The sequence below is a fragment of the Rhodococcus sp. IEGM 1241 genome (assembly GCF_033142365.1).
GTDB lineage: Bacteria > Actinomycetota > Actinomycetes > Mycobacteriales > Mycobacteriaceae > Rhodococcus_F > Rhodococcus_F erythropolis.
The window spans coordinates 368,011-386,752 of the sequence record NZ_JAWLSE010000004.1; the positions used below are offsets into that span (position 1 = coordinate 368,011).

Consider the following 18,742-nt stretch of genomic DNA (forward strand, 5'->3'; position numbering starts at 1 on the left):
CCTTTGCAGATCAACATGGTTCAGCACGAAAGTCGAACTGTTCGGACGCTGGCGGTCGAGCGAACTGCTTGTGAAGCATCTCACACATATATGTGACGTGGCAAGCATTATGTGAACGAAAATTCTCGGGTGAGTTTTCGGTGTAACTGCGACGGTCAGCGCGTTGACGTGGCAATATGAGTTCTGTCGGGTGGTGTCCTCGGCTTAAGTTCATCGAAATTCCGGAAGCCGTCGTCCGATGTCCCGATCGGGGAGGGAGGGGCCGCTTCGAGCGGTGACCCTACCCCTGGTTTCGACCACAGGGCAAGGCTTTGTTAACGAGAATTCTCTCGAGCTTCAGCATCGATGATCGGGGCGATGCAGTTGATGGCAACCTAAAGTTAGGGCAGCTAGCAGCGTATATAGAACGTGGATACAGTGGAATCTCGAAAGTTTCCGATGGCGCGCAGCGATTATGATTATGCTCATTCGCAAAAGGATCGGTTTGGTGTCTGGTGGGGCTGAGAGAGGGGGTGCGCGAGTGAGCCCGAGACAGCAGTCTGTCGATGCGCAGACAGTTGACGAACAGACCTCGCGTGTAATCCTTCGAGCGGCGGGATCGGAGTCGGTCAAGCGACGTCCGAAGGACCGCAAGGCGAAGATCGCCGCTGCGGCTGCAATTGCGTTCAGCGAACGGGGATATCCTGCCGTAGGCGTCGAGGATATTGCGTCGTCCGTCGGTATTTCGGGTTCGGCACTCTATCGGCATTTTCCGAACAAGTATGCGATGTTCCGCCACGCGGCACTGGAATTGACCGACGCGCTCGAGAGTGCACTCGATGCGGTCTCCGTCGCCGCCGATGCAACTGACCGGGAGTGCCTACGCGAGGATTTGCTCGCTGTGATCCGAACGACGGTGCGTAATCGGCGCACAGCCGGGATCTACCGGTGGGAGAGTCGGTTTCTCGACGCTGCCGATCGGAAATCGGTCCGAGCTCAGGCAGCTGCTGTCAATCGCCGAGTTGCACTGCATCTTTCACGCTCCGAACCGCCGGCGAGTACTCGTGCCGAAACCATCCTCACCTCAGCGATGTTCAGCGTGATCGGCAGCATCACCGCTCACAATCTGATACTGCCCCAACGTCGGATGGAGCAAGTTCTTCTCGACGCTTGTCTGTCGATCGAACACGGTGGGAGTGCAATTACATCGCGGCGGTCGGAGCAAACTGTGTCGACGCGACCGGTGACGACGAACAAGCGTGAACGTCTGCTGCAGGAAGCCGTGCGGCTCTTCGATTCTCGCGGTTACCACGACGTCAGTATCGAAGAGATCGCAGCGGCTGCGGGTTTGAACGCTTCCGGGATGTACCGCTACTTTCCGAGCAAAGCGGAACTTCTCGGGGCGGTGTTCTATCGAGCGGCAGACCGTCTGGACCTTGCGACGGCAGCAGTATTCGAGTCTGCGACGTCGCCGGAGGAAGCGCTGCGCGCACTGTCGGCGATGTACGTGGAGTTGTCGTTTGCACAACATGAATTGATGTCGGTCTATTTTTCCGAGATGAACAACCTTCTGCCGGGACATCGAAGCGATCTGAAGAATCGGCAGAAGCTGTACGTGGTCGAGTGGGCGCGGATACTTCGCGAAATTCGTCCGGACCTTTCGGCGATAGAGGCGAAGTTCCTGGTTCACGCTGCTTTGAACCTGGTTCCCGACATCGGACGCCTGATGAAGTTCGATGTTGCAGCAGAAAACGCCTCCACACTTCAGACGTTCATGTCAGCAGTTCTCTTCGGCCGCCCGGCTCCGCCGCCCTGAACTTCTCGCCGCCCTGAACTTCTCGCCGCCCTGAAACTTGTCGGACGGCGTGCGTAGTGTGGTCGGCTATGAGCGAAGTCGTGTCTCTGGCAGCTGCCCGCCGAATAGCGCTCGCCGCTCAAGGGTTCGGCAAATCACACCCGGCAACGGTGACGCGGCGCAATCTGGTCAGCGTGATGGACCGGCTGCAGGTCTTGCAGATCGACTCGGTCAACGTTTTCGAACGCAGTCACTACCTGCCCGTTTATGCGCGACTGGGCGCGTACGACAAGTCCAGGCTTGATCAGCTGACCTTCTCCCCGGAGTCGGGGTACCTCGAATACTGGGGACACGAAGCGACGTTCCTGCCGGTGGACATGTGGCCGCTCTTTCGTTGGCGCATGGACCAGTTTCGTGACAAAGCGTTGAGCGACAAGAACGGATGGGCGTCTGATCGGCGCCACTTCCTCGACTGGTTGCGCAACGAACTGCGTGAAAACGGTCCGATGGCGGCGAGCGAAGTCGAGCATGAAGCGAATACACGCCGCGGCCCGTGGTGGGGGTGGTCGGACGTGAAAGTCGGGCTGGAGACTCTGTTCCGTTGGGGCGAAGTGGTATCGGCGGGTCGCGCAGGATTCGAACGTCGATACGGCCTTGCCGAACACATGCTCGCGCCCGAGATCCTCGATGCGAGGATCGATCGATCGGACGCGATCCGTGAGCTGGTGCTGCGCGGTGTGAAGGCCCACGGACTCGGTACGCTCGACGATATCGCCGACTACTTTCGGCTGCCGAGCGCTGAGGCACGAATTGCCTTGCGTGAGCTCGAAGACGCCGGCAATGTGCGCAGTATTTCCGTCGAGGGCTGGGAGCGTCGTGGCAAGCCTCGCGAGGTATGGATTGATCCACAGGCAAAGCGTCCAAGGTCGATCCGAACCGAGGCTCTGTTGTCGCCCTTCGATCCGGTAGTGTGGGCGCGCGATCGAGCGTTGCGGCTCTTCGACTTTCACTACCGGATCGAGATCTATACTCCCGCACATAAGCGGGTTCACGGCTACTATGTGCTCCCCGTGTTGATCGACGACAATATCTGCGCGCGAGTCGATCTCAAGAACGACCGACAGAACCGTCGGCTACTCGTGCGCGCTGCTTGGGCCGAGCCCACCGCCGATGCCGACACTGCACCGCGTCTGGCTGAGCTCCTTCGTAGAACCGCAATGTGGCAAGGCTGCGACACCGTAGTCGTGGAGAACAATGGAACATTGGCATCAGAGCTGGCCGCTGTGATGGCCGGCGACGAGGTGGATGCGGTGGGCGCGCGCTAGGTCAATCTGGAACGGTGAGTCTCCCGTCTACTGCAGCTCGGTTGATGGAATCTCTTAATGCCGAACAAGTTCCGGTGCGAATTTTCGGCGACGCCTTGTCTTCGCGATACTCCGAACACACGTTGTGCGGATCCGATCGCCATTGAGTCGAGGTATGTTGCCAGCTGTTCTTCTCGACGAGGACATATGTTCCACACCTCTCGCAGTCCACTGGTTCCATGGTCACCGCGCTGCTCCTGCACGGCGTGCGAGGTTGTCTGCAACCTCCTGTTTCCACACCTCGATGGGTTTGCTTGTGTCCATCTCGAATTCGAAGCGATCGATCATCTCGGGCGTGACGTCGGCGACGTCGACGTAGAACTGTTCGTACCACCGCCTCAGTTGGTAGACCGGACCGTCCTCGGTGCAGAGTAGTGGGTTGTCGATGCGGGTCTTGTTCTTCCAGATCTCGATGTCCTGCTCGAATCCGACGCCGATGTAACCGATCATCGCGTCAACAGTTTGGTCCGCTATCCCGGCGGGAAGTTCCTCGGTCTTCTTGACGGTGATGCCGTACATCAGGACAAACTTGTTCGGGCTGACCGGATAGTGGCAGTTGATCAAAACCGAATCCACCTTGAATGTTTCGTACTGGTACACCAGATCATCGATCATGAACGACGGTCCGTGATAGGCGGCCACCGAGAAGTTCGAGACCAACTTCGGCACGTCGGGATCCGTCCAGGTCACGATGTCGTCGCGGTTGATACCGCTCTGCTCCTGGATGGCGACATGCCCCTCGAAGACGTTCTTGAAGTAAGTGGGAAACGAAAAGTGCACGTAGAAGAAGTGCGCCATGTCCACGACGTTGTCGACGATTTCTCGACAGTTGGTGTCGATGACGATTGACTTCCATACCCAATCGGTCCATTCGTGGTCCGGAGTTTTGATTATCGGTATGGCGACTTCGGCCGGAGGCGGATTGCCTTCGGGGTCATGCCAGACGAAGAGCAGTCCGTCTTGTTCGAGGGTGGTCCAGGCGCGAGTTTTGGCAAGCGGTGGAACGCGGCGTGCATAGGGGATCGCGGTGCATTTGCCGTTGCCGCCCCAACGCCAGTCGTGGAAGGGGCAGGCGACTGAATCGCCCTTGACCGTGCCCTGACTGAGGTCGCCGCCCATGTGACGGCAGTAGGCATCGAGGACCTTCAATTCGCCCTGGCTGTCGGCAAATACGACAAGCTTGGTGCCGAAGGCCTCGATCGGATGTGGGTTCCCGTCGTGGAAATCCGTTGCAAGTCCGAGGCAGTGCCATCCGCGGGCAAAACGTTCGGGCGCAGCGCCCTCGTCGATCATGCGGATCTCGTCGACTTCGCCGAGGTCCGTTGTGGTCGTCACGTCTGTGGTCAACACGTCGTCCTTTGTTCAGTGATCTGTGTTGGCCACTGTGGTGAGGAGTTGGTCCAGGTTCAACGGGGGTAACCGGTGATCGGTATAGCTGCAGGTGGAGTGGCCAGGCAGGTTTGTCTCCCGCACGGTGGGAAATGCCCTGGCGGTTCGTCCGGTGAAGGCCCAGATTTGCAGTCAGCAGAGCACGCCCAGCGCTGTCCTCTCGACGGGCGGATCACCGAAACGGAGATGCCATGTCGGTCGGACCGATCACAGAAGAGCCCATCCCTATGTCAACCCTCGACAGGTTGGCGATGGTGGTGGATTGCTTTCGTGACACGCCGCGGTTGACGCTGGGCGAGGTGGCCCGTCGAACCGGGATTCCGCGATCGTCCGTGCACAGGATGCTTCTGAAGCTAGTGAGGATGGATTGGCTTCGCAGAGAAGGCCTCGAGTACGAAATCGGCGACAAACTCGGCGATCTTGGGGCAATCTCGTTGTATCGAAACAAGTTCGAGAGGGTGGTGGTGCCGTTGTTGTACAACCTGCACCTCGTCACCAATCAGGCCGTACATCTCGGGGTCCTCGAGGGAAGCAACGTGCGATACCTTCAGAAGATCGGCAGCCAGGCGATACCTGACCTCCAGACAGGCGTTGGCTCTCGCATCCCGGCGCGATCCTCGGCAATCGGCAAGGCACTCTTGGCAGCGGGCCGCCGTTCGACGGTCGCGCAACATTCCGCAATAGCCAACCATCGGTACGGCGTCGTATTCGGTACGTGTACTTCGGGTCTCGGCTGCATCGGTGTGAGGGTGGGTGCGCTGGGCGAAGCGGAAGTCGGTCTGTCGATCAGCGGCCCACTCGTTCGAGGCAAGATCGACGATCGACACGTTGCACCGGTACAGATGGCCGCGGTGGCAATCTCCCAGTATTTCGAGGTGCCGGGTGGTCGTCACCAGCAGACCGGTTAGCTCGGCAATGCGCAGAGTGCGCCTCCTCCGACTCCGCGTAAAGCGCAGTGGGGGAGACGCACTCGGATGAATCTGCGTCAGCGAAGAGCCGCAAGCGCGTCGATACGCTTGGCCGCGTCCTCCATGATGTTCTCGATCAGTTCCTTGCAGCTGGGCAGATCGTTGATCATTCCGACAACCTGACCCGAGGCAAGCACACCGGCTTCCGTATTGCCCTCGACCAGACCGGCCTTGAGCAACATCGGGGTATTCGCCGCCATGATGATTTGCATCAGCGTGCGGTCACCCGAGCGCTTCATCGCGAGGCCGTCCTTGGCGAGCGTCGACCACTTCATACCTGTCATTGCCTTGAACTTGGTGGCGTTCTTGGCAGCAGCGATCAAACCGGTTGCATAGCTGGAACCTTCGAGGCTGTTGACCAGGTCGGTGTTGAGCACACGATGAGGCATGCCGTCGACCTTGCGCGAGACCGTCGTATCCGTCAGTCCTCGCTTGAGGTATTCCTGCTTGACGGAGTCCGGCACCGAAGAGTCACTGGTGAGCAAGAAACGCGTCCCCATGGCGACACCGGCAGCGCCGTACGCCAACGCTGCGGCCAGCCCGCGGCCGTCGAAGAATCCGCCACCGGCGATGACCGGAATATCGACCGCGTCGAGAACCGAGGGGAGAAGCAATGTCGTTGCCACACCGCCGGTGTGACCACCACCTTCGCCGCCCTGGACGATGACGGCGTCCGCGCCCCAAGATGCAACCTTGACCGCATGCTTCGCGGCACCGATCGACGGTACGACGACGATGCCGTGGTCCTTGAGCTTGGTGATCAGTTCCTTCTTGGGAGCCAAGGCAAACGACGCGACCTTGACGCCCTCACGGATCAGCAGGTCCGCGCGCTGCGGCGCGTCGGTGGCGTCGGCACGCATGTTGACGCCGAACGGCTTGTCCGTGAGCTGCTTCGTCTTCTTGATCGCGTGCTCGAGCTCGTCGTAGGTCATCGTGGCCGAAGCCAGGATGCCGAGACCGCCCGCGTTGGCCGTCGCCGACGTCAGCGCGGGCCCGGAAACCCAGCCCATGCCTGTCTGCACGATCGGGTACTCGACACCGACCAGTTCGGTCAGTGCTGTCTTCAGAGTGGGGGTCATGCCGAGACCTCACGGTCCCGGAGGTTGCGCGGATCGAGGGTCTCGCGAATGAGGTGGAGTTCTTCGGCGGTGGGGTCACGGGTGATACCGGCCTCGGCGAGTCCGGCTACCTCGAACGAGGTGTTCTCGGCTACCTCTTCGGCGGTGACGCCGGGATGGAGGCTCAACGCGCGGAAGGTGTTTCCCGGTCCACCGAAGTCGAAGACACCGAGGTTGGTGACAACGCGTGGGATGTTCAGGTACTTGTATGCCGGGTTCTCGGGATCGATCTGGTCGTAGCCGACACCGCACACCACGTCGACCTTGTCGACGAACACTCGCTTGGAGTGCTTGGGGACGAAGTAGCTCGTCGCGTGGTTGATGGTGTTGCCCGGGGCGCCGCGCACACCGAACATCTGACGCGTCGGCTGCTGAAGCGGGCCGAAGGCGGAGAGGTTCTGGTTGCCGTGGCGATCGAGCTGATTGGCGCCCATGACTACGTGGCGACGGCCCGAAGCGACGACGTCGAACACCTTGCGGAAAGGCATCCATCCTTCGATGGGGCCCTTCGTTCCGACAGCCGGAGTGTCCTCGAGGATGAGGGCTTCACCATCGGTGATCAGCAGGTCGGGTTCGGTGGTGAGCCGAGCCAGGCGAGCGCCGATGGTGGACGACGTCGACATCGGGCTGGCCATGATTTCGCCTGCACCGGAGAAGATTTCAGCGCACGCGAGAACAACGTACTCTGCGCGGGTGACGGTGGATTCGCTCATTTTGCCTGCTCCCCTGCCTTTGATGAATCGGCAAACTTCTTTACTGCGGCTTGGTAGTCCTCTTCGCTGCCGGAGAGGAAGGTGTCGACGAACGTCTGCCACGACTCGGGGGTCTTGGCGGCCTCGGCGTAGTGACGCTGGAACTTCTCGTCGCGGCCGTAGCTTTCGCCGGCCAACGTGAAGTGGGCACCGTTCGGGGCCTCGACGACGGCGTCGACCATCATGCGGTTGATCAGAAGATTCTGCAGTGGAACGGATTTGACCAGTTCCTCGGTCTCGACAATGCGTTCGACGGAGACGTAACGCTTTTCGGCGGCCATGCAGTACAGGTCGTCGAAGTACGGGTCGACACCGTTGTACGCGGCATTGCCGTGCTTGTCACCGAGATTGAGGTGAACGAACGACGCATCGAGGTTGAGTGCAGGCATCGCGATCAAGGTCTCGGAGCGGCCGTCGGCCTCGGGGTACGGGGAGGTGACGGTCTTGAGTTCGTCGCCCCAGAAGTTGCGAACGTCCGAACCGAGGCCTGCGCGGATCGGGAGGAAGGGGAGGCGAGCGGCAGCGGCTTCGAGGCCGCACTTGACCATTCCCTCGTCCATCTCGCGGACTTCGATCTCACCGGCGGTGCGCGCCTTGGCAAACCACGGATCGTAGAACGGTGCGGAGTCCAGGGACACGAAACCGTAGTACGCCTTCTTGACCTTGCCGGCCGAGCACAGCAGCCCGAGATCCGGTCCGCCGTAAGTGACCACGGTCAGGTCCTTGATGTCCGAACGCAGAATCGCACGCACGAAGGCCATCGGCTTGCGGCGAGATCCCCAGCCGCCCAAGCCGATCGTCATTCCGCTGCGGAGCTCGCCGACTACCTCGTCGAGCGACTTCGTCTTGTCACGCTTGCTAGCCATGTTTGTCTCAGCCTTCCTTCTGGGTTGCGTTCTCGCGCGGCTTGCCGGTGGCGACGAACTCGTCGCGGTGTTCGTCGGACACACCGAGGAGGTTGAGTTCGAAGGTGTAGCCCTGCTCGAGGCGGTAGCTGCCCTTGACGTCGACCGGGTCGATGCCGTTGATGGCTTCCTTGGCGCACCGGATGATGCGGGTGTCCTTCGCGGCGATCTTTGCGGCGATCTCGCGAGCGCACTCGTCGAGCTTCTCGCGCGGGACCACGTCGTAGACGCTGCCGAACTGTTTGAGTGTGTGGGCGTCGACGCTCTGTGCGGTGTAGTAGAGCGTGCGCATCATGTGTTGCGGCACCAGCCGTGAGAGGTGCGTCGCAGCGCCGAGTGCACCGCGGTCGACCTCGGGGAGGGAGAAGATCGCGTCGTCGGAAGCGACGATCACGTCCGCGTTGCCGACCAGTCCGATGCCACCGCCGACACAGAATCCGTTGACGGCCACGACGACGGGTACAGCGCAGTCGTAGACGGCTGCGAAGGCCGCGGCGCAACCGCGGTTGGCGGCGACCAGCGCGTCGAATCCCTCGGTCGCCTGCATCTCCTTGATGTCGACGCCGGCGTTGAATCCGCGTCCCTCGGCTCGCAGGATCACCACGTGAGTGTTGAGATCCTTGCCCGCGTCGAGGATGGCGTCGGCAAGCTCGAACCATCCCTTGGACGGGATTGCATTGACCGGCGCGTAGTCGATGGTGACCGTGGTGATGCCGGTTCCGTCGGAGGAGGTGCTGATGCCCATATCGGGATTCCTTACGTCTGTGTACCAAACCAAGCGATTGCTTGGTAAGTTAGCACACAAGCGGAGCCGACAAGCCCGAGCAGAGTGCATTAGGAGACAAATATGAGTGGATTGGTCGACGGACGCGTAGTCATCATCACCGGGGCTGGTCGCGGGATCGGGCGTGCGCATGCATTGGCGTTTGCTGCCGAGGGCGCCAAGGTCGTCGTCAACGACATCGGTGCGGGTGCCGACGGTTCCGAGACCGGTGAGAGTCCGGCCGAGCAGGTTGTCGCGGAGATCATCGCCGCCGGTGGCCAAGCAGTGGTCAACGGAGACGACGTGGCCGACTGGGCGGGCGCCGAGAATCTGATCAAGACCGCGATCGACACCTTCGGTGGCCTGGACGTACTCGTGAACAACGCGGGCTTCCTGCGGGACCGCATGCTGGTCGGCATGAGCGAAGGCGAATGGGACGCGGTGATTCGCGTGCACCTCAAGGGGCACTTCGCGCCGCTGCGTCACGCTGCTGCCTACTGGCGCGCTGAGTCCAAGGCGGGCAAGACCGTCGACGCACGCATCATCAACACCAGTTCGGGTGCAGGACTGCAAGGTTCGATCGGCCAGGGTAACTACGCTGCCGCGAAGGCCGGTATCGCCGAGATGACCATCCAGGCCGCAGCCGAGCTCAAGAATTACGGCGTCAGTGTCAACGCGATCGCGCCTGCTGCGCGCACGCGCATGACCGTCGGCGCGGGTGGGGCGATGGCCGAGTCGATGGCAGCTCCCGAAGAGGGCTTCGATGCCATGGCGCCCGAGAACATCTCGCCGCTGGTCGTCTGGCTCGGTAGCGCCGAGTCCAAGGACGTCACGGGGCGGGTGTTCGAGGTCGAGGGCGGAAAGATCACCGTCGCGGAGGGCTGGCGTCACGGCCCGAGCGAGGACAAGGGTGACCGTTGGGACCCGAAGGAGATCGGGCCCGTCGTGGCAACGCTGTTGGAGAAGGCGGAGATTCCGACGCCGGTGTACGGGGCGTAGGGCCTCCGGCCCTGTGAGTGGTTAAGGAGTGCAGGGACTCCTTAACCACTCACAGGTGGTGTGCCGCCTACGCAGGCGCCCGAACCACCAACACGGTGCCGGGGAACTCTGCGGCGAGCTCGCGCCGCGAATGCTTCACGCAGGCTGTGCCGTAGCCCTTCTTGCGAGATTCCGGCGCGATCCAGATCGCCACGTTGACCTCTTGGCCGTCGAGTTCGCCGAATACCAGGCCGACGCTCTTCGAGCCGTCACCGGAGACGTCCTCGGCGACGAACCAGGCAGCGGTCTCGTCGTCGATCCGGCCGAGGCCACCGACGCGCTCAGCTTCGATCCGATCCTCGCTCCACGGCTTGCCGTCTTCGCCGAGCTGCTCGCCCGAACGAATCGTGAACAGCGACTTGTCTTCTGCGCTGTCGCTGAACGGACGCAGGGTGAAGTTCTGCCCGCTGCTCGCGGGACGATCGAGCGTCGTCCATTCGAGAGTGGCGTCGAGATTCTCCAGCTCGCCCTGGATGCGATCGCGCGCAGCCTTGGTGAGTGCACTGAACTTGAGGCTCAGAACTGCTTCGGCATTTGCTTCCGACGTGCCGAGGAGTTCCGCGACGGTGGTCAGTGCCTCCTGGTGGTCCTTGCTGTCGACCACTGCGTCCAGCACCTCGTGGCGACGCTCCAGCGCACGCACGAGGGCTGAGGTGATCTCGCGTCGGTCCAGGATTTGATCTTGAATATGCGTCGTCATATATGCGACTCCTTGCTGTGTTCGAGGCTCTGTCGAAACGCCGTGCGGACCGTACGAGTCAATAGTGCTCCAACTCGCTCGTTATGGCACGTGTTCAGCCTCCGGTGCGGCGAACGAGCCGTTCGTAGCGCTGGCGGGCAGCTTGAGTGCTGCCGAGCCCGAGTCCGAAGGCAATATCTTGCCAGGTCATGCCCCGTTCGCGGGCAATTCCGAGGAACAGCGCTTCCAGCTGTTCCATTTCGGCTCGGGCCTTGGGAATCAGAGTCAACGCAGCCATGACATCGGCGTCGTCGACCTCGGGTTCGTTCGGCTGCGGTGTGTCGGTGCCGCCGGCAAGACGAGCCACGACGCGCACCGCGCCGTAGGGCTCGAGCATCTCCGGATGAGATTGCCGCGCGCGCTGGCTTTGGGTCGCGCCGTGGCGCTCGCTGATCCGAAAGAGTCCGGCGTACTCGCGATGTGCGCGTTCGCGGCCGGAATCGATCGGTCTGAACTGGTCATCGGTCATGAACCCAGGCTGGCACGAACCCGGGCCGATGTAAACGTTTTGTTGTAAACAGTCCGTTTATTTCTTCAGCGGCTCGCACACGATGACGGGAATGATCCGGTCGGTCCAGGCCTGATAGTTGTCGAAATCCGGATACATCGCCGTCAACATCGGCCACAGCCGAGCGCGCTCGTCCTCGGTGGAGACGCGGGCTTTCATCGATCGGATCCGAGACTTGATCTGCACCGTCACCACCGGGTCCGCCTTGATGTTGAGATACCACATCGGGTTCTTCGGAAGACCACCTTGCGACGCCACCAGAATCACGTTCTCGCCGTCCTCGAGGAACAGCAACGGACTGATCCGCTCCTCGCCGGATTTGCGACCGGTGGTGGTGAGCAGGCAGATCGGCAGCCCGCGTGGGAACGCGCTGCCGACCCGCCACTTGCTACCCAGCCGCCCGTCGGTGGCGCGATACATGGCGACGTTTGCCTTCGACATCCACTTGATGATCTTGACCGTCGCCGGAGCGTCGAGTCCCTTGGGTTTAGCTGGGGGAGTAGTCATCTCAGATACGCTCGATGATGGTTCCGGTGGCCAGCGCGCCGCCGGCGCACATCGTGATCAGAGCCGTCGAGCCGTTGCGACGCTCCAATTCGTGCAGTGCGGTGGTGATCAGTCGAGAGCCCGTGCTGCCGACCGGATGGCCGAGAGCGAGCGCGCCGCCGTTGACATTGACGTTGTCGAAGTCAGGTTCGTGTACCTGAGCCCAGGACAGTGCGACGGATGCGAATGCTTCGTTGATCTCGAACAGATCGAGGTCGCCGATCTTCATTCCGCTCTTCTCCAGGACACGGCTGGTTGCCTGCACCGGTCCGTCGAGGTGGAATTCCGGTTCCGAGCCGACCAGTGCCTGGGCGATGATGCGGGCTCGCGGCTTCAAGCCGAGTGCGCGGGCCTTGTCCTCGTCCATGAGCAGGACTGCGGCCGCGCCGTCGGAGATCTGGGAAGACGTTCCGGCCGTGTGAATCCCGCCTTCGAGGACGGGCTTCAAGCGCGCTAGGGACTCGGCCGTCGTATCGCGCAGGCCCTGATCGCGATTGACGAGCTTCGTCTCGCCCGTGAAGTTTCCTTCCTTGTCGACCTGGGGCGCCGAAAGTTCGAGAACTTCGCGGTCGAAACGCCCTTCCTCCCAGGCCTGCTTGGCCAGCGCCTGCGAGCGGACGCCGAGGGCTTCGATGTCGTCGCGGGTCAGTCCGCGTCGACGCGCGATGCGTTCCGCTGCTTCGAACTGGTTGGGCATGTCGATGTCCCACGTCGCCGGCCGACGCGGTCCGGCCTGATCGCCGACGTTTGCGCCGAGGGGAACCTGGCTCATGGCTTCGATGCCGCAGGCGATGCCGGCGTCGATGGCGCCGGTGGCAATCAGTCCGGCGATCAGATGGTTCGCCTGCTGGGCCGAACCGCACTGGCAGTCCACGGTGGTTGCGCCGGTCTGCCACGGAAGTCCGGCGTGCAGCCAGGCCGTGCGCGTGATGTTGTTGGACTGAGCGCCGGCCTGGGTGACGCAGCCGCCGATCACCTGCTCGATCAGCAACGGGTCGATTCCCGACCGGTCGAGAACGCCCTTTTGTGCCGCTCCGAGGATCTCGGCGGCGTGCAGACCGGCGAGCCAACCTCCGCGCTTGCCGATCGGTGTACGGACAGCCTCGACGATTACTGGTGTGCCCACAGCGGGCTCCTTTCCTTGTAATGAAAAAGTAGAACAGGTTCTCTGCGGGAAGCAAGACCTGTCGACGTTTCCTTTCCTAGTAAGCAGGCTTGTGTTTCAATGAGAGTAGAACGTGTTACACATCACGGATCCCCATCACCCCTGTGATGAAAAGGCTTAGGGCAGGAGACATCAGTGGCACAGCCCGCATTCCCCGAGGGAATCGACTTCACGGACCCCGACATCTACGCGGAACGCATGCCGTTCGAGGAGTTCGCCGAACTCCGGAAGACGGCCCCCGTGTGGTGGAATCCGCAGCCCCCGGAAATCGGTGGATTCCAGGACGAGGGCTTCTGGGTGGTCACCCGTCATGAAGAGGTCAAGGAGGTCTCGCAGCGAAGCGACATCTTCTCGACCCACGAGAACACTGCGATTCCTCGCTTCGCCGACGACATCCCGCGCGAGAACGTCGAGATGCAGCGATTCATCCTCATCAACAAGGACGCTCCGGAGCACACCAAGCTTCGCAAGCTGGTTTCGCGTGGATTCACCCCGCGAGCCATCAACAGCCTGCGCGAAGAACTGACCGAGCGCGCCGAAAAGATCGTCAAGACTGCGGCTGCCGGTGGTGCCGGAGACTTCGTGGTTCAGGTCGCGTCCGAACTTCCGCTGCAGGCAATCGCCGAGCTTCTCGGTGTGCCGCAGGAAGATCGAATGAAGCTCTTCGACTGGTCCAACCAGATGACGTCCTACGACGATCCTGAGTTCGACATCGACCCGCAGGCAGCGTCGATGGAGATTCTGGGATACGCGTACCAGATGGCGGATCAGCGCAAGAAGTGTCCCGCCGATGACATCGTCACCAAGCTCATCGAAGCTGACATCGACGGAAATGAGCTCTCCCCAGAGGAATTCGGCTTCTTCGTGATTTTGCTTGCGGTCGCGGGTAACGAGACCACTCGCAATGCCATCACACACGGCATGGTTGCCTTCCTCGACAATCCCGACCAGTGGGAGCTGTACAAGAAGGAACGCCCGAAGACTGCGGCCGACGAGATCGTTCGTTGGGCCACCCCGGTGACCTCTTTCCAGCGCACCGCGCTCGAAGACACTGAACTCGGGGGACAGAAGATCAAGAAGGGCGATCGCGTCGTGATGATGTACGCGTCGGCCAACTTCGACGAAGACGTCTTCGAGAACCCCACGAAGTTCGACATCATGCGTGACCCCAATCCGCACCTCGGATTCGGCGGCACGGGTGCGCACTTCTGCATCGGCGCCAACTTGGCTCGTCTCGAAATCGATCTGATCTTCAACGCGATCGCCGATCACCTACCCGACATCACCAGGCTCGGCGATCCCCGTCGCCTGCGCTCGGGCTGGCTCAACGGCATCAAAGAGTTTCAGGTTGATTACAAGACATCGGGCTGCCCGGTCAAACACTGATCCGGACATATACTGAACTGGTAACCGGCGAGTAGGTTCTGTGTAGGTTTTCGGGAGTTGCCTCTGCACTCTCGAACACGCAGAACTACAGTAGACGTTCCGGGGGGCCACTAGTTGGCAACCTGGAACTGCGGCGGCGTCTGCGGGATCCCTCATCTCCCGTAGGCGCCGCCGTTTATAGTTCAATCTCTAATTCAGCCGCCGTATGGCTTGGTGATCGCTTCCAGGAAATGTCCCGACGGGTCGAGGAAGTAGACCCCACGCCCACCGTCGTTGGTGTTGAAGCCGGTACTCGACTGGCGCGGATCGGCCCAGTGATCAAGTTTCAACGCCTGTATCCGCTGGTAGATGCCGTCGAAGTCATCTTCGGAGACGAGGAAAGCGTAGTGCTGAGACGCAACCTCGGCGCCCTCTTCCACCTGTGCAAAGTCCAGTGTCACCCCGTGCTCGAGTTCGACGCCGAGAAAGTAGCCGGCCTCGACCGGGCCTGGCAGACCGAACATGTGAGTGAAGAACCACGCAGACTCTTGTCGGTCTTTTGCGGCGATGATGGTGTGGTTGAACGAAATGGTCATGAGTGACCCCTTGCAGTACGACGCCTCCATGCCTGACGCAGTCCGTCATCGACACGCGACGTTGGCAACCAGGAAACCATTTCAGGGTTCTCGGTGCAAGTACGACAGGCTGATTCGAATACGACGAGAGCGGCCCCGGTCGATGACCGGGGCCGCTCTCGTACTGTGGGCTCTCAGGCTTTGCGTGCCGTCTTCATCGCACGGTCCACTTCCCAGAATGCTCGAAGTGACGCGATCTTGCCTGCGTCGTTCACGCGATAGACGAACACGCCCTCGGCGTCGATGATCGAGCCGCCGATGGTGGTCCGGATCTTGCCGATGTTGACGTTCTCGTTGCCGCACACCAGTGAATCGTCGATCAGAAACTCGAGCTTGTCCGCGGTCGCGATCGTCATGTCGTAGAACTTGGAGATCGCTTCGCGGCCGTGATGGCCTTTGCCCTCGGGATCGAATCCCGACGGCCCGACCGGATCCTCCACCCAACCGTCCTCGGCGAAGAGGTCCAGCCAGGCTTCCTTGTTCTTGCCACTCGCTGCGGCGCGCGAAGCGTTACCCGCGACGCGGGCGGGGTGTTCGTCAGTCATCGCGACTCCTCAGTTGATGTACTGCTCGGCGAACTTACGCATCGAATCCTGCTTTGCCTCCAGCGGGGCATCGAAGCCGATTCCGTCGAAAACCCAAGGTACGGTGATGATGTCCGTGACGCCGGCATCTTCGAGTTCTGCGTAGCCGTCCTTGCCGAAACGGTCGATGCACACCGTCTGGATTTCGAACGGCTCGTTCTCGCGGCCGTACTCGGCGCGCAGTTCGCGTAGTCGTGCGATCACACCCACCAGGTCGTCGAACTTGATCATCGCCGAGGTCCAACCGTCGCCGACTCGCGCAGCACGCTTGAGTGCCACCTCGGTGTGGCCGCCGACGTAGAACGGAACCGGCTTGGTGGGAGCTGGACTCATCTGCAGGCGATCGAAATCGAAGAACTCGCCGTGATACTCGACCATCCCGCCGCCGAGAATAAGTTTGAGAACGTCGATCATCTCGTCCACTCGGGCGCCGCGACGCTTGTACGGAGCGCCGCACCACTCGAACTCTTCGGGAGCCCAACCGATTCCGACGCCGAAGCCGAAACGGTTGTTCGTCAATGCCGCTACAGATCCGACCTGCCGCGCGAGCAGGACCGGATTGCGGCTACCCAGCTTGAGCACCTGGGTGTAGAACTCGATCTTCTCGGTCACCGCGCCCATTGCAGCTGCGGCGATCAGCGGATCGACCCAGGGGGTCTCGGCATTCCACATCCGAGACCCGTCCGGGGTGTAGGGGTAATCCGCCGCCTGCGTTTCCATGAAGAACAGTGAATCGGGGAGAGCGATCGACGAAAAACCGCATTCTTCGGCCGTTTTGGCGATACCGGCTAACTGGTCCAAGGGGTTCATGGCAACCCCGACGGTGTACTTCATCTTCGGCCTCTTCCTGATCGGCGTGTGTGCTGCTGTTACGTGGTGGGACGTTCGGAGCCGACGACCCACATCGAGAAGTACTGCGAGCCACCGCCGTAGGCATGGCCGAGAGCCTTGCGCGCGTCGGCCACCTGGTGATCGCCGGCGCGGTGCATGACCTGCATCGCCGACTCGGCAAAACGGATCATGCCCGAGGCGCCGATCGGGTTGGAAGAGAGAACACCGCCCGAGGCATTGACCGGGAGCTTGCCGCCGATCGCGGTTTCGCCGGCCTCGGTCAGCTTCCAGCCCTGGCCTTCCTCCGCGAAACCGAGGTTCTCGAGCCACATCGGCTCGAACCACGAAAACGGGACATAGATTTCGGCGCAGTCGATTTCGTTGAGCGGATCGGTGATTCCCGCGGACTTCCACAGCGCGGCCGCGGCGTCACGGCCGGCCTGCGGATTGACCTGATCGCGTCCGGCATAGAAGGTCGGCTCGGTGCGCATGGCCGTCGCGTGGATCCACGCGACCGAACGACCCTCGGCCTCGACCTGTGCGGCCGCTTCCTCGTTGCCGATCACCAGAGCGCACGCGCCGTCCGAGGACGGGCAGGTCTCGTCGTAGCGGATCGGATCCCAGAGCATCTGAGATGCCTGCACCGATTCGAAGGTGATGTCCGGCTGCCGCAGGTGCGCATACGGATTGAGGCTGCCGTTGAGCCGATCCTTCACCGCGACGAGGTAGCCGATGTGCTCCGGTGCGCCCGATCGACGAATGTACGAACGGACGTGCGGGGCGAAGTATCCACCGGCGCCGGCGCCAACAGGCATGTTGAACGGTACCGGTGTGGACAGCGCCCACATGGCGTTCGACTCGGACTGCTTCTCCCAGGAAACCGTCAGAACGCGCTTGTGGACACCGGATTTGACCAGGCTGGAGGCGACGATAGCCGTCGAACCACCCACCGAGCCGGCAGTGTGAACACGCAGCAACGGCTTTCCGTTGGCGCCAAGGGCATCCGACATGGCGAGTTCGGGCATCATCGAACCCTCGAACAGGTCGGGGGCCTTTCCGATGACGACGGCGTCGATGTCGTCCCAACCGACGTTGGCGTCGAGCATCGCGGCGTCGATGGCTTCACGAACCAAGCCCGCCATCGAGACATCATGACGCTTTGCGACGTAGTGAGTTTGGCCGGTGCCGAGCACGGCCGCGAGTTGAGGCGTTCCGGCCATCAGTTCCGTCCCTCCAAGACTGCTACCAGGTTCTGCTGCAGCACAGGGCCGCTTGTTGCATGGGCCAGAGCGCGATTCGCCTGGCCGTCGAAGATTGCCTTGGCGGCGTGGCCGATTCGTTCCAGACCACCGGCGAACAGTGGGTTGCCGCTGAGCGGACCGCCGGACGGATTGATCGTGGTGGCGTCGGTCAGGCCGATCGCTTCCTTCAAGATCAATTCCTGGTGAGTGAACGGCGCGTGCAGTTCGGCGACGTCGATGTTGCCGACCTCGCCGCCTGTTGCCGCCTTGGCTGCCGACGTAGTGGACGGCGACGTGGTCAGGTCACGTGCACCCAGGTTGGGGGAGTCGATGCGATGCTCGAGTCCGGTGATCCACGCCGGCCGCTCGCAGAGATCGCGGGCGCGGTTACCCGAGGCCAGGACGATTGCTGCCGCACCATCGGTGATGGGCGCACAATCGTGTGCGCGCAACGGATCTGCGAGGAACGGACTGGCGAGTAGTGCCTCGATGTCGACCTCGCCTGCGAGCTGAGCCTTCGGATTACTCAGCGCGTGACGACGGCTACGAGCGGCAACCTCCGCCATGTCCTCTTGCGTCCACTTACCCGCGTCGAGTCCGAGTCGGGCTTGAAGTCCGGCGATCGAGACGGAGTCCGGCCACAGCGGAGTGACGAGGTACGGATCGAGCTGCATGGACAGGATCTTGCGCAGGTGCCCGGCGGAGGATTTGCCGAAGCCGTACACCAGCGCGGTCTCGACCTCGCCGGTCAAGATCTTGATCCACGCTTCGTAGAAGGCCCACGCAGCATCCATCTCGACGTGAGATTCGTTGATCGGCGGGACCGCTCCGATGGAGTCGATGGCCGAGATGAAGGAGAACGCTCGTCCGGCCAGGTAATCGGAAGATCCGGAGCACCAGAAGCCGATGTCGGACTTGGTGATTCCCAGATCGCTGTAGAGCTGCTGGAAGCACGGGACGAGCATCTCGACGCCGTTGGTGGTGCCGTTGGTTTCGCGGACGTGGGGTGCCTGAGCAAAGCCCACGACTGCGATGTCTGCAGAAGTCATTTCAGGAG

The 18,742-nt window shown here is 61.7% G+C and carries 19 protein-coding genes; 5 read left to right on the top strand and 14 right to left on the bottom strand.

Annotation, left to right across the window (positions count from 1 at the left end; all coding sequences use genetic code 11):
- Positions 1-520 precede the first annotated feature (520 nt).
- Together R4P70_RS20120 and R4P70_RS20125 are read left to right on the top strand one after the other, a co-directional pair.
- Positions 521-1,795, top strand: coding sequence for a TetR/AcrR family transcriptional regulator (locus tag R4P70_RS20120; protein ID WP_317831367.1), 1,275 nt, complete (start codon positions 521-523; stop codon positions 1,793-1,795).
- A gap of 68 nt (positions 1,796-1,863) precedes the next feature.
- Positions 1,864-3,099: a winged helix-turn-helix domain-containing protein gene (locus R4P70_RS20125; protein WP_317831369.1), complete on the top strand. Its 1,236-nt coding sequence runs from the start codon at positions 1,864-1,866 to the stop codon at positions 3,097-3,099.
- 222 nt (positions 3,100-3,321) lie between these two features.
- Here the strand turns inward: R4P70_RS20125 and R4P70_RS20130 are convergent, their stop codons facing one another.
- Positions 3,322-4,431, bottom strand: coding sequence for a Rieske 2Fe-2S domain-containing protein (locus R4P70_RS20130; RefSeq protein WP_317831619.1), 1,110 nt, complete (start codon positions 4,429-4,431; stop codon positions 3,322-3,324).
- A 323-nt stretch (positions 4,432-4,754) separates the two neighbouring features.
- On the opposite strand from R4P70_RS20130, the gene R4P70_RS20135 reads away from it, so the two are divergent.
- Entirely contained in the window at positions 4,755-5,435 is a 681-nt protein-coding gene (locus R4P70_RS20135; protein ID WP_223257971.1) for an IclR family transcriptional regulator, read from the top strand.
- 77 nt (positions 5,436-5,512) lie between these two features.
- Here the strand turns inward: R4P70_RS20135 and R4P70_RS20140 are convergent, their stop codons facing one another.
- Genes R4P70_RS20140 through echA20 form a run of 4 tightly spaced genes read right to left on the bottom strand, consistent with a single transcriptional unit; the run spans position 5,513 to position 9,015 of the window.
- On the bottom strand, positions 5,513-6,574 hold the full coding sequence (locus tag R4P70_RS20140) for an NAD(P)H-dependent flavin oxidoreductase (RefSeq protein ID WP_003945751.1): 1,062 nt from the start codon (positions 6,572-6,574) through the stop codon (positions 5,513-5,515).
- Complete coding sequence (locus tag R4P70_RS20145) at positions 6,571-7,326, bottom strand: CoA-transferase subunit beta (RefSeq protein ID WP_019746968.1); 756 nt, start codon at positions 7,324-7,326, stop codon at positions 6,571-6,573. The genes R4P70_RS20140 and R4P70_RS20145 overlap by 4 nt, the downstream gene beginning before the upstream one ends.
- The gene (ipdA, locus tag R4P70_RS20150) at positions 7,323-8,231 is read right to left on the bottom strand and encodes a cholesterol ring-cleaving hydrolase subunit IpdA (protein ID WP_195791483.1); all 909 of its coding nucleotides are present in this window, start codon (positions 8,229-8,231) and stop codon (positions 7,323-7,325) included. Before ipdA ends, R4P70_RS20145 begins: the two co-directional genes overlap by 4 nt.
- Positions 8,232-8,238: 7 nt before the next feature.
- Positions 8,239-9,015 carry a (7aS)-7a-methyl-1,5-dioxo-2,3,5,6,7,7a-hexahydro-1H-indene-carboxyl-CoA hydrolase gene (gene echA20 / locus R4P70_RS20155; RefSeq protein ID WP_003945611.1) on the bottom strand — a complete coding sequence of 259 codons (777 nt, stop codon included), beginning with the start codon at positions 9,013-9,015 and terminating at the stop codon, positions 8,239-8,241.
- A gap of 102 nt (positions 9,016-9,117) precedes the next feature.
- Here echA20 and R4P70_RS20160 point away from each other — a divergent pair, with 102 nt between their 5' ends.
- The gene (locus R4P70_RS20160; protein WP_020968488.1) at positions 9,118-10,032 is read left to right on the top strand and encodes an SDR family oxidoreductase; all 915 of its coding nucleotides are present in this window, start codon (positions 9,118-9,120) and stop codon (positions 10,030-10,032) included.
- A 67-nt stretch (positions 10,033-10,099) separates the two neighbouring features.
- On the opposite strand, the gene R4P70_RS20165 is transcribed toward R4P70_RS20160, so the two are convergent.
- The 4 genes from R4P70_RS20165 to R4P70_RS20180 form a co-directional block, all read right to left on the bottom strand.
- Positions 10,100-10,771: a GNAT family N-acetyltransferase gene (locus R4P70_RS20165; RefSeq protein WP_019746972.1), complete on the bottom strand. Its 672-nt coding sequence runs from the start codon at positions 10,769-10,771 to the stop codon at positions 10,100-10,102.
- Between the two features lie 94 nt (positions 10,772-10,865).
- On the bottom strand, positions 10,866-11,279 hold the full coding sequence (locus R4P70_RS20170) for a hypothetical protein (RefSeq protein ID WP_021342917.1): 414 nt from the start codon (positions 11,277-11,279) through the stop codon (positions 10,866-10,868).
- A 57-nt stretch (positions 11,280-11,336) separates the two neighbouring features.
- Entirely contained in the window at positions 11,337-11,825 is a 489-nt protein-coding gene (locus R4P70_RS20175) for a nitroreductase family deazaflavin-dependent oxidoreductase (protein WP_029254509.1), read from the bottom strand.
- A 1-nt stretch (position 11,826) separates the two neighbouring features.
- On the bottom strand, positions 11,827-12,990 hold the full coding sequence (locus R4P70_RS20180) for a steroid 3-ketoacyl-CoA thiolase (protein WP_046377965.1): 1,164 nt from the start codon (positions 12,988-12,990) through the stop codon (positions 11,827-11,829).
- Positions 12,991-13,164: 174 nt separating this feature from the next.
- On the opposite strand from R4P70_RS20180, the gene R4P70_RS20185 reads away from it, so the two are divergent.
- A complete protein-coding gene (locus tag R4P70_RS20185; RefSeq protein ID WP_003945573.1) occupies positions 13,165-14,415 on the top strand; it encodes a cytochrome P450 in 1,251 nt (416 codons plus the stop codon).
- A 194-nt stretch (positions 14,416-14,609) separates the two neighbouring features.
- Here the strand turns inward: R4P70_RS20185 and R4P70_RS20190 are convergent, their stop codons facing one another.
- The 5 genes from R4P70_RS20190 to R4P70_RS20210 form a co-directional block, all read right to left on the bottom strand.
- The gene (locus R4P70_RS20190) at positions 14,610-14,990 is read right to left on the bottom strand and encodes a VOC family protein (RefSeq protein ID WP_020906296.1); all 381 of its coding nucleotides are present in this window, start codon (positions 14,988-14,990) and stop codon (positions 14,610-14,612) included.
- 173 nt (positions 14,991-15,163) lie between these two features.
- Positions 15,164-15,574, bottom strand: a complete 411-nt coding sequence (locus R4P70_RS20195) for a nuclear transport factor 2 family protein (protein ID WP_019746977.1) — start codon at positions 15,572-15,574, stop codon at positions 15,164-15,166.
- A 9-nt stretch (positions 15,575-15,583) separates the two neighbouring features.
- Complete coding sequence (locus R4P70_RS20200; protein ID WP_019746978.1) at positions 15,584-16,447, bottom strand: TIGR03619 family F420-dependent LLM class oxidoreductase; 864 nt, start codon at positions 16,445-16,447, stop codon at positions 15,584-15,586.
- 35 nt (positions 16,448-16,482) lie between these two features.
- Positions 16,483-17,664 (bottom strand): thiolase domain-containing protein, encoded by a 1,182-nt coding sequence (locus tag R4P70_RS20205; protein ID WP_003945946.1) that lies wholly within the window; start codon positions 17,662-17,664, stop codon positions 16,483-16,485.
- Positions 17,664-18,734, bottom strand: coding sequence for a thiolase domain-containing protein (locus R4P70_RS20210; protein ID WP_003945801.1), 1,071 nt, complete (start codon positions 18,732-18,734; stop codon positions 17,664-17,666). The genes R4P70_RS20205 and R4P70_RS20210 overlap by 1 nt, the downstream gene beginning before the upstream one ends.
- Positions 18,735-18,742 lie beyond the last annotated feature (8 nt).